Origin of the sequence: Neobacillus phoenicis (assembly GCF_047302305.1) — a bacterium.
Classification (GTDB): Bacteria; Bacillota; Bacilli; order Bacillales; family Cytobacillaceae; genus Neobacillus.
The window spans coordinates 855,875-870,529 of sequence record NZ_CP154847.1 but is presented as its reverse complement, the minus strand read 5'-3'; the positions used below and the strand labels follow the sequence as shown (position 1 = coordinate 870,529).

Here is a 14,655-nt window from a genome sequence, read left to right as displayed (position 1 = left end):
AAAGGACAGCATGTGACAAAAAATAGACATTTCACGACATTCTGACCACACTTTGAAACATAGGCGGAAAGGCGGGTGTTCATTCCTGATATTTCCTCCTAGTGGCTGTTCGGCACATGCTCATCGATCACTTCAAGGAATGAGGCAATGTCTATTGGTTTCGTTATATAGTCGGTAAAGCCGGTTTCGAGCGCGCGGTGAATGTCTTCCTTAAGAGCATTAGCACTTACAGCAATAACAGGGATCTGTTCGGTTAACGAGTTGGATTGCAATCGTTCGAGCACCTCAAACCCATGCAGGTCCGGCAGATGGATATCGCATAGGATTAAATCTAATGGTTGTTCAGCTGCTGCCTTTAACCCCTCTTTCCCCGTCATCGCAGTAAGCAGGGTGACGCCCGGTAACGTCGCGAGAATCTCCTTCACTAAATGTAGATTGGAGGGATTGTCTTCTATATATAGGATCTTATATGTCTTATTTATGCGGAGGCGTTCCATGCCATTTTCCTGCGGTTTAAGTGGGGCGTCCCGTTCACAGGTGGCTTTAGGCAAACACACCCACATATCGGTTCCCACTCCTACTTGACTATTGATTCCGACCTTGCCGCCCATCAAGGAAACAAGCTGTTTGACGAGGGAAAGCCCGATTCCTGTTCCCTCTGTATGCGCATGATTGATTCGGTAAAAAGGGGCGAAAACCATTTCCTGCTCCTCTTTCGGAATTCCCACTCCTGTATCTTGGACATGGATAGACAGCTGGTCATCTTTCACGTCATAGCTGATCCGCACTTCCCCATTATCCCGGTTGTACTTGATGGCATTATCCAGTAAATTCAAGATAATCTGCCGCAAGCGAATCGGATCGGCATACACATATCCATCCTGTAGGTGGATGGCATTATGAATGATCTTTACTCCTTTTTGGTCCGCCGCCGATCCAATCAGATTGATACATTCGTTGGTCACGGTATCGACTCGGATGCTTTCGGTGGAGATCGTTAGTTTTCCCTCTTCAATTTTCGAGAGGTCGAAGATTTCGTTAATCAAATGGAGCAAGTGCCTGCCACCCTTGTTGATTTCTTGAACAAACATCCGCTGCTGATTGGTGAGCGAGTCATCTAACTCGAGCAGTTGGGCAAACCCTAGAATGCCGTTTAAAGGAGTCCGCAGCTCATGACTCATATTCGAAAGAAAACGTGACTTCGCCAAGTTGGCCTTTTCCGCGGCTTCCCTTGCCCTCTGGTTGGCAAGCTCCATTTGCTTTCTCTCGGTGATTTCTTCAAAGGTCCATAGATGTCCCTTTAATTCTTCGCCGACATAGAAGGGGAAATAGCTTCGTTTTAAAATTTTCCCGCTATCCAGCTCGATTTCATCTGTTAGAGGCTGTTTGTTTTTAATAATATTTATTATCTTTTCTTCCTCCAATTGATCATTCTTGTAGTAGGCTGAACGATAGCGGTTGACATTTTGTCCGATTAGTTTTTTTATGGGTACATCAATCTCAAATAACTGACAGTGTGGCCTATTTAGTGCGATGATGTTGAGATCATTATCCAGGACTAAGATGGCAATGGGGAGATTATCAATCATCGTTCTTCGTAAGGCGTGGGATTCTCTTAATTTTCTATCACTTTCTACTAAAATTCGTTCCGCCCGCTTCCGTTCGGTAATATCTATCCCTGACCCGATGACCTCTACCACCTTGCCGTTTTCCATCACCGGTTTTAAGCTCACCATATAATCCGTGCCGTTCAGCTCTTCTTCATAGTTCACGACCTCGCCCTGCCAGGCTTTTATATAGGACTTTAGCTTATGTTCGGAGTATTCCAATGGTAAAAAGTCTCTCAATTCCTTGCCGACGACAATTTCTGGGGTGAGGCCAAGCTTGGCTAGGAGCTCGCCTTCCGCTAAAGTATGGATGTAGCGCTCCCCGATTTTGACATATTTCAGCGTTAATCCTTGCTGCCGCTGAATGGTATTAATCAAGTCCTGTTGTGCCTTCTTTATTTGTTCGGCCAACAGGATCCGCTCTTGTTCCGCTTTTATTTTATCAGAGTAAGCTAATACGATGATTGACAGGATGATGATGATAGTTGCTAAACCCACTACATAGGCAAGCCGATCGATTGATACCACCACATTGCTAATAGTGGTAATTCGTTCTACTTTAATCGACAGAGGTCCGCCCGATAATTGAACCGCCTCCATGGCCGTGTAGTGGACAGCTGAAATCCCTAAGCCCATGAATATCGAGCTAATTAATTTTTTTAACGTGATATGCGTTAGAGCATTTTTTATATAAATAAGCAGGAGAAAAATCCCGCCCCCTACTATCATGGAGAGAAACAACATGATGAGTGACAGGAACAAATTATAATGGACCGTTGCCTCCATTTGCATCGACAACATCCCGATCACATGTGTACCAATGATGGAGAGCACCATTACGGTGACACCCGTCACCTTTGAGAGAATGGGAATGGTGGATCGAGCCGTAATCACATAGACACAGGTCGAACCCAAGAATATCAGCACGAAAGATAGAAAGGTTAGACTAATATTAAAGGTGACTGGCATGCGGATCTCGTACCCAAGCATGCCAATAAAATACATCGTCCAAATGCCGATGGACATAATGGCGGCACCTGCAAGGATCCATGTTTTTCTTTCTGTTTCCTTTGTTATGGCAAGTCTTGTCATGATTTTTAACGAGGCGAATGAAGAGAAGATAGCAATAATGACGGATAAAATGACAAGCTTTGTATCGAAAGATCCTGTATGGACCATGAATATCACACCTTTAATCTGAGTATCCCTCCCATCATACTCAATCTATTAGTAACGTACAAATGATATTATTTTTAATTCAAACGTGCTCTGACACCTTTAAGCTGGTATTTCCGCATTTCAGTCAGGAATGCGCCCATTTCACTCCCCCGCTATCATATTTTGTCAGTTCCATGCTACTATTGGTTTTACAAATCACTGGGAATTTGGGCATAGGGGCAGAAGGCAGATGACCTATTTAATTATCTTGATTGAGCGATGTAAGAAAGAGTTAGCTGAACGGGTAGAAACGTACGGCATTACCTCGGCTGAAGCGGTCGAATGCAGCCATCAGCTAGATGAATATCTGAACCTATTAAATCAGGTAACACAGAAAAAGGAGTAACCACGTGTGAGAGTGTCTACACATGTGGTTACTCCTTTTTACAAAAGCATACGTTCTCTGACTTCATTGATTTTTAGCTTTGACAGGCTGGCTGTCTTGTCATAGTCCTTAAAATAAACAATATAGGTTTCATTCTGAGGCGTAATTTGCGAGATTTTTGCCAGATTAATAATATTCGAGCGATGCGCTTGGAAAAAGGAGTCATCGAGCCGGGACATAATCTTACTGATGGCCTCACTTGTTTCAAAGATCTGTGTTTTCGTATACACCAGGCATTTCTTCCCTACTTTTTCAATAAAATAGATGTTCGAAAGCGGGATGTACTGCGTACAGTTTTGCTCCTTTAAGGGGAGCATTTTCATCTTTTGCGCCTCCGCTTCGCCCTCACCCCATTCAAACTGAAGAAGGCTTTTCGCTTTTTCCAAGGCTGCCATCAAGCGATTCCGGTCAATTGGTTTCACCAAATAATCGACAGTCGTAATCGCAAACGCCTCGATCGCAAATTCATCATAGCCCGTTAGAAAAATGAACTTGAGCGATGGATGGAAAGAAAGGCATTCTTTTACCGCCTGCAGGCCATTTTTCCTCGGCATATTAATATCTGTGAGCACGAGATCCGGCTTCACAGTGATCACCATCTCCACGAGCTCCTCCCCGTTCGTGCAGCATCCGACTAACTCAAAATCTGGGCGTTCATCTAAGAAATATTTGATAATTTCCATTGAGTCGGGATGATCCTCTGCCAGTATCCATTTAATCGGTCTCATAGTGTTTCTCCCCTTTGATTAACGCTGATTGGGAATCGTGAACCAAAACCGGCTTCCCTTGCCTGGCTCACTTTTGACTCCCACTTCCCCTTGTAGTTCCTCGACAAACTGCTTGACAATGGTTAAACCAATGCCTGCTCCTTCAATATTGACATCCCGATTAAAAATTCGGTAAAACGGAGCGAATATTTTTTCCTGTTCTTGTGGTGGAATGCCTATTCCAGTATCACTCACGATTAATTTGATGCTCTCGCCCTGCGGTTCACAAGTGACTTTCACCTGTCCGTTAGGCGGCGTGTATTTAACGGCATTGGCTAATAAATTCAGTACTATTTGTGTTACCCGTTTCAAATCGGTGTGAATCATGACTTCATCACATGTACTTGTGACATGAATCCCTTTGCGGTCCGCGAGGGAGCGGATCATTTTGACACATTCCGATACCATGGAGCCAATTGCCACCGGTTCCACTTGGAAGGCGAGCGTGCCTGTTTTCGTGCGGGTAATGTCAATCATGTCATTGATGAGCGATAATAAGTGCCGGCTCGACTTCAGAAGCTTTTGCACTTTATCCTTTTGTCCGGCAGACAATGGATCTCTTTGGTCCATCTCTAAAATCTGAGCAAAACCCATGATCGAGTTGAGCGGTGTTCTCAGTTCATGACTAATCATGGATAAAAACTCCGACTTCGCTTGATTGGCTTTTTCCGCCTCTTCTTTCTTCTCTGTCAACTCGGCAATTAAGAAGGTCCGCTCTAAGGTAGTCGCCAACTGCTGGCAGATGGTAAAAATGAGGTCAAGCTTCCTCTTCCGTGAAATGGGACCGCTTACTGGAACCGAACGAAAGGGTTCCAATTAGTTTACCGTATGACATTAATGGATGACAAGCATAGGCTTTAATCCCCCAACCTTTAACAAGCTGCACACGGACGTCGTCTGAGGTATCGATTTTTTCTGCCACAATCCGCTGGCGGTCACGGGCGACACAGCCACAAACTGCTTCCCCCAGTTCCAGCCACTCAATTTCTTTAGCCGTTGTTTCAGGAATCCCGCTGTAATTCATTAAGCGGATTTTGTTGGTTTCCGGATCGTACAAGTAATTAAAATAGACATCTAGGTCCAAGTATTCGGCTAAATCATGGAACAGCGCGTCTAGCAAAGCTTTTGGTTCCTTTTTATAAAACAAATGATTGGCTGCCTCCGTTAACAGTAGCAAACGCTCATGCTGGACTTGGATCGTTTCTTCAATTTGCTTTTTTGGCGTGATATCCCTTAGGAAAACTGTCGCCCCATCCTCAGACGGATAAATATGAACTTCAAGCCATTGTGAGGATTGGGTCTGGAGCTCAAAATGGGTGTTACTTTGTTGACGAATCGCTTGGTTGATTTTCTTCTCCAGTTTATCAGCGATTTCATCTGGTAGAACTCTACTTATAGGATTCCCCGTTTGTGTTGGCTCGGCTAGTTCTATCAGTTTAGCTGCTGATTGATTGATATATGTGATTTGTCCTTTTAAATCTATACTAAAAACCCCATCAGATATGCGCTCTAACGCCGATAGGGCAGGATGAATGATTGCTTCCATTCTATCACCTGCTGTTTCTTTAGTTGGAAATTAGTTTCCTAAAATAATGGTAAACTATTCTTACATAAATTTTAACATGTAAAAGTTAGTAATTTTTTCGGTAAAAAATGGACACAACAGTTCCAAATACCTACTTTTTAGTCGCAGTTTCCTCCATTTCACGTCTAGGACATTGTCGAAAGTCCTAGTGATATCTAAAATGAATCTATTACTCTTATTTTACCTTGGAGGTGCAGCCTGCCTTATGAATTTTTATAATCCATATGTTGTCTTTTTGCTTTGCATCTTATTGGTTTTGCTTGCGATTGTTACTCAATATCTATTTTTAAATTATCGCCGTGAGATGTTGAATTTCAATATACCGTTATTTAAGTCACTCATTCAAGAAAATTCACATGCAATTCTTAGCTTGGATGAGAATGGCCGTATTACAAAAGTGAACCCTGCCGCGGAACAATTATTTGGCTATACTTATTTGGAGTTAGCGGGCAAGTTTTTCACAGAAATCGTGGAGACAAGTAATATGCTGCCTGTTTTAACCCAGTTGCATTCGGCATTAAAAGGGAGACCTTCCGAATATAAGGTTTCTTGTACCTGCCAAACCGGCCGCAACTTAGTGTTACTGTTGAAGTTTATTCCAATGGTTGACCGTAGGCTGTTCGGTGTCTATGTGGTGGTTGAGGATTACTCGGAAGAGAGAGCTCGTTTCGGCAACGTTACAGGAAACTAACGAGAGACTGGATTCTTTTTTTAACAGTACGGTAGATGCCATTAATATTACGACTGTCGATAGTGAGGTTTTGTATGTCAATCCAGCGTTTGAAAAAATGTACGGCTGGACGAGGGATGAGTTGATTGGGAGAAAGCTGCCAATTATTCCAGCTCGCTTACGGGAAGAAGAGGACAGGATGAGGGTGTCACTGCTGCATGGGAAGGTGGTCCAAAATTGGGAGACGCAGTTTGTTCGTAAGGATGGCTCATTTCTCGATGTGAATGTGTCTGTTTCTCCTTTGAGGGATGCCGATGGAAGGATTACTGGTTTTGCTGCTATTACGAGGGATGAAACGGAACGGAAGAGTCTGGAGAATCGGTTTAAAATTATTGCGGAGAATTCTTCTGATTTGATACGTTTGGTGTCTACGGACGGGTTGGTGCAGTATGCGTCGCCTGCCCACGAGTCGTTGCTCGGCTATGACCCGGAAGAGTTGATGGGGAAACCGTTTGATATCAATATTCATCCCGAGGATGTGGCAGGGGTTCGGGCGTCGTTTGAGGAGATGATGGCTGAGCCACGGACCTATGTATTGGAATACCGAAAGCTGCAGAAGGATGGTGGCGCGCCAGTTTATATCGAGGCGCACTGTGATCCGTTTTTCGATGAGGATGGGCGGTTGCTGCAATATGTCGTTGTATCTAGGGATGTGTCGGAGCGCAAGCGGTATGAGGAGAAACTTGAGGAGCTCGCCTATGTGGATACGCTGACGGGTGTGGCGAATCGCAGGGCGTTTTATCGGTTGTTGGGGGAAGCGTTTAATGATGCTCGGGCGGATGGCACGGATCTTCCTCGGGTGGGGTCTGGCGCTGTGACTCGAGCGGGGCATGCAGTTCCGGCTCGACGCTTTGCTTTATTTTTTCTAGATTTAGATCGTTTTAAATGGGTCAATGATACAATGGGGCATGATGTAGGCGATGAACTGTTGAAGCAGTTCATCGCCAGGGTCCAGGCTGTGCTACCCGAAGATGCCTCGCTCTGTCGCCTGGGTGGCGATGAGTTTGCGATTATCTATTCTTGGACTGAATCAGAAGCTGCGGTCGGGAATGTGACTCAGCCGGATTCAAAGAATCGATCTCTGAAGCTGACATATCGTGAGAATAAGAATAAAATCGATGAGTTAGCGGGAGAGATTATTCAAGGATTGCAGGATCCTTGGTCCATCGGTGATCACACCTTTACTACTACTTGTTCCATCGGAATCAGCCTCTTTCCAGAGGAAGGAGAGGACCAAAAAACGTTAATGATGCATGCCGATTATGCTCTCTACCAGGCTAAGGCCGAAGGGCGAAATTTATATCGCTATTATGGTGATGGGCGTGGGCTGGGCAAGGGACAATCTGTTTAATGAGTTAATGAAGAAACTCGATTATTGAAGGGCATATTGTCTTCCTAGTCCTGTTTCTATCTATCTTCTTCCTTTTATTTATTTCGAGTCCAACAATAGTCCAGGCGCATGCTTACAGTGCAAGTTTTACACAAATAACAATAAATAACGAAAAAACAGAAATCATCTTTACATTAGACACTTTATCCCTGTTAGAATTACTACCTGAATTAGATCAAAATAAAAACTGGGTCTTAGAAAAATCGGAAATAAAAAAGGAGAAACACCATTTAGAGGAGTTGATTACAGAGGGGCTCACGCTTGATCGGGACAACAAAGAAGTAACACCTAAGATTGAGAAGATGAAACTCGTGAAAAAAGAAAACAAAATTTTTCTTTCAACTTATATGAGCTTCCCTTCCTTTTCTCCAGGTGAAACGATCTCTTTTAATGATGGTTTTTATTTCAATGATACGGCCACCAACTATGTGGATCTTCTTTCTGCCTCTTACATGGGGGAAAAAAGTGAAGCAGTTTTACAAGGGAAGGACAGGACTTGGACCATTCTATTAACAGAAGTACAGCAAGACCAAGGTCAAACAACACAACCCGAGACTACTCAAGAACAGCCAAAGGAATTGAAACCAGTAGAAAAGTCAACTACTTCTACGTGGTTTTCATTTTTCAAACTAGGCACTCTTCATATCTTAACAGGATATGATCATCTTTTATTTCTTTATGCCCTATTGCTAAGGAAACAAACCTTCAAGCAATATGCAGCAATTGTCACGTCCTTTACGATTGCGCATAGTATTACACTGAGTTTGGCTGTCTTAGGATGGGTCACACTCCCTTCTCGTTTTGTTGAGGCGACCATCGCTTTTAGTATTTGTTATGTAGCAGCAGAAAACATATTCAGGAAAGAAATCCGTCACCGCTGGAGCATCACGTTTCTTTTCGGCTTAATCCACGGCCTCGGATTTGCCAGTATCCTAAGGGAAATGGCGATCCCGAAAAGTCACCTTGCTGTCGCATTAATTAATTTTAACTTGGGAATTGAAGCCGTTCAGTTTGTAGTTGTATTATTACTTCTCCCTTTGTTAACTTATATGTTTAAGCTAAAAAATTCGAAGAAAATAGTTCTATGGTTCCTACGCGATTGTCACATTAGGAGCTATTTGGCTAGTGCAACGATTATTCTCTTAACTCTATAGGGACCGTTCTCGTAGTTGGTCATTAATTGAAAAGAGCCAAAATAATTATTTGGCTCTTTTTTGTTGGATTACCAAGCTGCAGAATAAGCCGTTGCTTGGATTAAGTTCGTGTCAATATTGCACTGTTTCCCTTCTAGTCCGTACTGCCAGATCGACGCAGGAATGGTATTTGGAGTGTTAGGATTATAGTTAGGCGCTTGATCTTTTGCTGTCGTCCCTACTTCAGGATTACTGGTCCATATGAAAATCATATTATTGAAAGCTTGATTTTTAGCAACGGCATCATTATAAGCTTTGCTTAATTCTTTACCATCGAGAAAAACACCATATATTCCTGGTTTGTACGGAGAAGATGAGAGCGTTTCAACCCATCCCCTTATGAATTCAGCATCCACAGGGTACTTAGGTTCAATATCCGCGAAAATCACTACATCTTTAGGTATACCGAGCTCCTTGGCAAGAGCAATGGCAGCTTCGGCCTCCGCTACCCCATTTTGATAGCCAGTTGCGTTCGAAAAGTGATTATAGATCGGTATGATTTTTATCCCTTGTTGTTTAAGGAAAGCAACTTCTTCTTTGGTTAGTCCTGTCGAGGCCCCTTGGTTATCTCCGATATATCTTCCGACCACATCCGGTTTTCCGTAATTTTGCTCAACACATTGATAAAAGGCTTGATTAATTTCACTTGCGGTATCCACCCCCCAATAAATCTTGGATTGATCAGGTTTATTTTCAGCTGGCTTTTGGGGTTCTTCTTTTTGTGGTGGCTGAGGCTTCTGTGATTGTTCATTTTTTGGTGGTTGATTAGGAGGTTTTTGCTGCAGTTGATGCTGAGACGGTTGAGTGGCTGTGTATTTGGAATGGTGTTCTATATATAAGGGAATTAAAATCAAAAAAGCTAATGCAAAGACGGAAAAAATACCGAAAAACATGCTTGAAATTTTAATCGTCCCTCTCTCCCTTCACTGTTCGTGTTGAAAGTATATTCAGAGAGAGAATATTTGGGACTGGGCAAAAAATAGGAAAAAAGGACGGTTTTAATTAGACTTTGAAAACAGTGGAGGATGAAACAATGAAAAAATAAAAACCGTTTATAGCAAAGGAACCTATGCTATAAACGGTTAGGAACAATCTTACTTATTACATTTGGGACTGTCACAGGTTTCTTCAAAAGTATAGGTTTCCTTGGTCGAACCTTATTTTCTCGTTCCCCAACAAATCATATTTTTGCGATTGTCTCTCGGCCACAAGGTTATTCATAGCGAAGAGCTTCAATAGGGTCCAATTTAGCAGCTTTATTCGCAGGGAGTAAGCCAAATATAATACCTAGTGACATGGAAAATAATACTCCTCCAATGACCACTTCTGGAGAAACGAGCGGCGGCCAATGTGCAAATGCAGAGACAATATACGCTCCCCCAACACCTAACACAATGCCGATACTTCCACCAATAAGTGTCAGCATAATTGATTCAATCAAAAATTGAAGAAGAATTTTTCTCCTGGATGCTCCCAGTGCTTTTCTAATACCGATTTCTCTTGTTCTTTCCGTAACAGAAACCAGCATCATGTTCATTACACCGATGCCTCCGACTAACAAAGATATACTTGCAATCCCAGCAATAACCATGGTCATAATTTTTGTAATGGTTGTAATTCCTTCTTGAATAGCCGCAATATTGAGTACTTCATACTTTCCTTCTAGATCTAATGGCTTTATTTCATTTAAAACTTGCACAGCTTTTTTACCAGCCAATTCTAACTGATCCACATCCTTTGTTTGGATCGTTACAGACTGAACATGATCGGTACCAAATAAAACTGGCCAAATCGATAGAGGCAATAATATTTCAGGTTTCCCTAAAGCGGAGGCGGTATTTTTTGCTTTATAGATTCCGATGACCTGAAAATATTGACCTTTCATTTCTACCATTTCACCTAGCGCCTTATTGTTTTTAAAAAATTGCCTTTCCGCTTCTTGATTAATCATAATGAAGTTATTTGATTGAGAAAAATCGTTGGAGTCTAAAAACCGCCCATCTATCAATTGAATAGTATAAATATCAAAATATTCCTTGATAATTCCGGAAATAAAAGACGGAATGGCTTCATCACCCAATGTGACCATTTCTGTTTGAGTGTTGGTCGTAATGACTGATGAGATCTCAGGGATTTGGTTTAATTGAAATATACTATCTTGATTGAAGGTAGGTGTCCGTTCAGCACTCATTGGCTGATCAGCATGAAATTGAATATCCAAGGTATTATTCTTGGACCCTACAAATTGCGATTTCAATGCTTCTGCTCCACCCTGTCCGATAGCTACAATAGTAATAATAGACCCAACACCAATCACAATGCCTAACATGGTTAAAATGGAACGCATTTTATGCGTGACAATGGATGAAATGGCAATTTTAATACTATCTATCAGACTCATTTCAACACCTTCTGTTCCGAAAGTAACCTTCCATCTTTCACTAGAAGATTCCTTGTTGTATAGGCTGCCACCTCTAGTTCATGAGTAATAATAATAATTGTTGTTCCTTCTTTATTTAGAGCCGAGAAGATTTCCATTATCTGTTGACTGGAGATCGAATCTAATGAACCCGTGGGTTCATCTGCTAAAATAAACGTTGGATTCGAAGCGATTGCTCTTGCTATAGCGACCCTTTGCTTCTGTCCTCCAGAAAGTTGATTAGGTAAATGGCCCATCCGATCTGACAGTCCCACTTTTTTTAAGGCTTCTAATGCACGAAGACGCCTCTCTTTTTTTTGTACACCCTGATAGAGTAAAGGAAGTTCTACATTTTCTTGCGCAGATAATCGCGGTAACAGGTGGAAATTTTGAAACACAAACCCTATATGTTTATTCCTTATATATGCCATGTCTGTATCTTGGACTTGTAAAATATTTATATCATTAAGCATGTATACACCATCAGATGGTCGGTCTAGACATCCTATAATATTCATTAGCGTGGATTTCCCAGAACCCGACGGGCCCATGATTGAAACAAATTCCCCTTTGTTTATGATCAAATTAATATTTTTTAAGACATCCACTTCCATCGCGCCTTGTTTGTATGTTTTATTTATCTGCTGTAAATGAATCACTAATCATTCACTTCCATACCAGAATGAAGGGTTGAAGAAGGATTTTTTACGATCTCCTCTCCTGATCTAACTCCTGAAACCACTTCTGTCCATTTATTATTCGTAATTCCTATTTGTACTGAGCGCTTTTCAAGTTTCCCGTTCACTTTTACATATACAAAGCTATCATTCGCGTCGTGGTTAATACTTGATTGCGGAATCACCAGTACATTTTCAGAAGATAAGTTTACCTGAATAGCAACATGGTACCCCGGCGATAGTCCTTCATTGGAATCCAGTTTAGCAATGAAACTATAGTAGGATATAGTAGACATTTCCGTTCCAGATGTTGCAGATATTTGTCCTGTTAAATCACTCGTTACAGGATAATCGCTTATTTTCACCATTTTCCCCGTCCACTTTTTGCCTGGTACTGCTTTGGATGTAATCGAAATTTGTTGATCGGGTACTATTTGCCCTTTTTGCATTTCTGTTAAAACCCCTTCAATTATATAGGGGTCATTTGAAACAATTTTCATTAATGATTGTGAATTCTTACTATTGCCTGTGTTATTAAGGACATTTAGGTTAATTTCCTGAACAATGCCGTCTCTATTGCTATAAAGAGATAAATGGTTTTGTCGATCTTGAAGTTCTTCTATTTTTAGGTTATATTTGTCTAATTCTAATTTTGTTGTTTTCTTCTGATGTTCTAAATCTATTAGTTGTTCTCGAAGGGGAGGAATGGATAAATCATTTTCACTTAGTTCTTTTGTGATCTTTGTAATATTCGCTTTAGTTGATTTTATCTTTTCATTTATATGGCTCTCATTTGCCTCTGTGATTTGTTTATCTAGTATCGCTTGCTTAATTTGCATATTCAATTCTTCATCTTCATATTTAACCAACTCTTGTCCCTTCTTAACCTCCTGACCCTCCTTTACAAGAATCTCTTTAATATCCCCTTTTAAAGAGTCAGGATAAATAATCTCCACATTCCCAGCTTTAATGCTGCCAGAAATCAATTTTGTATTGGTTATCATCATTCCTTTTGCTTGAATAAACTGAAGGTTAGGAGAAACCTCCTTCTTATCTTTTTGGGCAGAATAGACATTAGACGCAATAAATAAAAGCATAAGTAGAATCATTCCTACCGTGATCCATTTCATCTTTGAAGTACGTACTTGTAGAGGCTCCATTTCTTCACTCCTTGCTTATGTATTACTGATAGAATGCCTTTTGAGAATGCTAGAACATCATTCTATAAATAAAAGCAACAGCGATAAATAGCAGCAACAGAGGAGTATTATTTAGTTCGGTTTTATATTTTAGTAATAGAAAGAGTATGATTAAGTAGGAAATATTAAATAGATTCAAAGCTGATAGATAGATGTTCTTTTCCGTAAAAATTAAATTAGTAGATGGGTGATCTACAAACAAATTCTTTATTGAGATAACTACTAACCTTATCGCCATTGGGATATTGGCGAATGTAAATAATTTAAAAAAATATCGAAAATTCACCTTTGCTCCGAGTAAATTTCCAACCAAAAACAAAATAAAACCTTCAAAGAATACCCCAAATAGTAAAAGAAAATAGGCCAAAATAGCGATATAAATATCCAAATGTGGGATTTTCAGAATAATATCTTCAGAGACTTTTTGAGGGATTAAACTATTCATATATGGTAAAAGTGTGCTGAGATAACAGCCTAATCCTAAAATGTAGAATAAAAAAGGACGTAAAAATTTTATTTCTTTCTCACTAATAATTGACACATTTACAGTAGACATTTTACCTAGACTCCTTTTAAAAACATTGGTGTAATAAGTGTTTCGATTCCTGCAGCTACCAGTAAGCCAATAATGACTATAACTAGGTGCTTTAGAAGCAACCTTATATTGATCTGTAATTTGAGTAAGTTTAACGCTAGTTTCACACCGATGCTTGCTGCGAATAATAAAATGGGAATTTCAATGATACCGTGAGGAATGAGCAATCTCATAAGACTTAAATCAGCCTTTATGCTACCAAATACACCACCTAGTACAAGCGCATTAATAATTAATACAGTAAATGTTCCAAGCCCAAATGTAACTGGACCTAAAAAAATTAATAAGCAAGCGACTTTTAAATTATTTAAGAAAATATAACTGAAACTAGCGTTAATATTTTCATTTAACTGTTTAGTAGAAACAGGATCGGTGTATACACATGCCAATAGGGCTGTAATAAAAAAAATAACCGTACATATTTGATAGATTCTAAAAATTGTCAGTGAATTCCACAACATTCTCACCTATTATGCGGGGATTTATGTTCGTTAGGGATACTGGTTTAATATTTTTTAATAGTAGTTTTTTAGGACAGTAGCATCAGTTATCAGATCTTAAGTCAGATCTCTTTATGCTGCTGCAGTACTAGCTGCTGCCAACTGCTCAAGAACAGCTATTGGAAGACCAGCACCAAGTGAACCTAATACTGTAATAATTGCTAAAACAGATCCTAATCCTGTAATCACATTGACAATCCAAGTTGGAGCAATAATACCTGCTCTAGCAAGGATATCAACAACATCCATGCTTAAGTGATTACTTTTAAAATTAAGAAGAGCTAAAACTAAAACTGCGGATACAACTATAGCTAATGCTGCTTTATTTTTTTGAGATTTTAATACTAAACTCATCTTCTTCCCCCATTTTCCTACCAATATCCCTAACAA

At 40.5% G+C, this 14,655-nt stretch carries 15 protein-coding genes; 4 read left to right on the top strand and 11 right to left on the bottom strand.

The genetic code is table 11. The annotated features are described in order from the left end of the window. Positions 1 to 98 precede the first annotated feature (98 nt). Positions 99 to 2,786 carry an ATP-binding protein gene (locus tag AA0X95_RS04580; RefSeq protein ID WP_413305869.1) on the bottom strand — a complete coding sequence of 896 codons (2,688 nt, stop codon included), beginning with the start codon at positions 2,784 to 2,786 and terminating at the stop codon, positions 99 to 101. A 229-nt stretch (positions 2,787 to 3,015) separates the two neighbouring features. On the opposite strand from AA0X95_RS04580, the gene AA0X95_RS04575 reads away from it, so the two are divergent. Continuing rightward, complete coding sequence (locus AA0X95_RS04575; protein ID WP_413305866.1) at positions 3,016 to 3,171, top strand: Spo0E family sporulation regulatory protein-aspartic acid phosphatase; 156 nt, start codon at positions 3,016 to 3,018, stop codon at positions 3,169 to 3,171. A gap of 38 nt (positions 3,172 to 3,209) precedes the next feature. Here AA0X95_RS04575 and AA0X95_RS04570 read toward each other — a convergent pair whose 3' ends face one another. From AA0X95_RS04570 to AA0X95_RS04560, 3 genes are read right to left on the bottom strand one after another with little or no spacing between them, the layout of a single operon-like run. Beyond that, on the bottom strand, positions 3,210 to 3,938 hold the full coding sequence (locus tag AA0X95_RS04570) for a LytR/AlgR family response regulator transcription factor (RefSeq protein WP_413305863.1): 729 nt from the start codon (positions 3,936 to 3,938) through the stop codon (positions 3,210 to 3,212). Positions 3,939 to 3,956: 18 nt separating this feature from the next. Continuing rightward, positions 3,957 to 4,793: a sensor histidine kinase gene (locus tag AA0X95_RS04565; protein ID WP_413305861.1), complete on the bottom strand. Its 837-nt coding sequence runs from the start codon at positions 4,791 to 4,793 to the stop codon at positions 3,957 to 3,959. After that, positions 4,735 to 5,523, bottom strand: coding sequence for a GAF domain-containing protein (locus tag AA0X95_RS04560; protein ID WP_413305858.1), 789 nt, complete (start codon positions 5,521 to 5,523; stop codon positions 4,735 to 4,737). Before AA0X95_RS04560 ends, AA0X95_RS04565 begins: the two co-directional genes overlap by 59 nt. A 244-nt stretch (positions 5,524 to 5,767) precedes the next feature. Here AA0X95_RS04560 and AA0X95_RS04555 point away from each other — a divergent pair, with 244 nt between their 5' ends. The 3 genes from AA0X95_RS04555 to AA0X95_RS04545 all read left to right on the top strand — a co-directional run bounded on the left by AA0X95_RS04555 (position 5,768) and on the right by AA0X95_RS04545 (position 8,836). Continuing rightward, a complete protein-coding gene (locus AA0X95_RS04555; protein WP_413305855.1) occupies positions 5,768 to 6,253 on the top strand; it encodes a PAS domain S-box protein in 486 nt (161 codons plus the stop codon). After that, positions 6,192 to 7,643, top strand: coding sequence for a PAS domain S-box protein (locus AA0X95_RS04550; protein ID WP_413309848.1), 1,452 nt, complete (start codon positions 6,192 to 6,194; stop codon positions 7,641 to 7,643). The genes AA0X95_RS04555 and AA0X95_RS04550 overlap by 62 nt, the downstream gene beginning before the upstream one ends. Positions 7,644 to 7,993: 350 nt before the next feature. Then, positions 7,994 to 8,836: a HupE/UreJ family protein gene (locus tag AA0X95_RS04545; protein WP_413305853.1), complete on the top strand. Its 843-nt coding sequence runs from the start codon at positions 7,994 to 7,996 to the stop codon at positions 8,834 to 8,836. 68 nt (positions 8,837 to 8,904) lie between these two features. On the opposite strand, the gene AA0X95_RS04540 is transcribed toward AA0X95_RS04545, so the two are convergent. The 7 genes from AA0X95_RS04540 to AA0X95_RS04510 all read right to left on the bottom strand — a co-directional run bounded on the left by AA0X95_RS04540 (position 8,905) and on the right by AA0X95_RS04510 (position 14,619). Next, entirely contained in the window at positions 8,905 to 9,768 is an 864-nt protein-coding gene (locus AA0X95_RS04540) for a glycoside hydrolase domain-containing protein (RefSeq protein WP_413305851.1), read from the bottom strand. Positions 9,769 to 10,088: 320 nt separating this feature from the next. Next, on the bottom strand, positions 10,089 to 11,276 hold the full coding sequence (locus AA0X95_RS04535; RefSeq protein WP_413305848.1) for an ABC transporter permease: 1,188 nt from the start codon (positions 11,274 to 11,276) through the stop codon (positions 10,089 to 10,091). Further along, positions 11,273 to 11,953: an ABC transporter ATP-binding protein gene (locus tag AA0X95_RS04530; RefSeq protein ID WP_413305845.1), complete on the bottom strand. Its 681-nt coding sequence runs from the start codon at positions 11,951 to 11,953 to the stop codon at positions 11,273 to 11,275. Before AA0X95_RS04530 ends, AA0X95_RS04535 begins: the two co-directional genes overlap by 4 nt. Then, positions 11,953 to 13,131 (bottom strand): efflux RND transporter periplasmic adaptor subunit, encoded by a 1,179-nt coding sequence (locus tag AA0X95_RS04525; protein WP_413305842.1) that lies wholly within the window; start codon positions 13,129 to 13,131, stop codon positions 11,953 to 11,955. The genes AA0X95_RS04530 and AA0X95_RS04525 overlap by 1 nt, the downstream gene beginning before the upstream one ends. A 49-nt stretch (positions 13,132 to 13,180) precedes the next feature. Further along, on the bottom strand, positions 13,181 to 13,726 hold the full coding sequence (locus tag AA0X95_RS04520; protein WP_413305839.1) for a YIP1 family protein: 546 nt from the start codon (positions 13,724 to 13,726) through the stop codon (positions 13,181 to 13,183). 5 nt (positions 13,727 to 13,731) lie between these two features. Next, positions 13,732 to 14,226: a stage II sporulation protein M gene (locus tag AA0X95_RS04515; RefSeq protein WP_413305836.1), complete on the bottom strand. Its 495-nt coding sequence runs from the start codon at positions 14,224 to 14,226 to the stop codon at positions 13,732 to 13,734. Between the two features lie 111 nt (positions 14,227 to 14,337). Further along, complete coding sequence (locus AA0X95_RS04510; RefSeq protein ID WP_413305834.1) at positions 14,338 to 14,619, bottom strand: hypothetical protein; 282 nt, start codon at positions 14,617 to 14,619, stop codon at positions 14,338 to 14,340. Between the last annotated feature and the right edge of the window lie 36 nt (positions 14,620 to 14,655).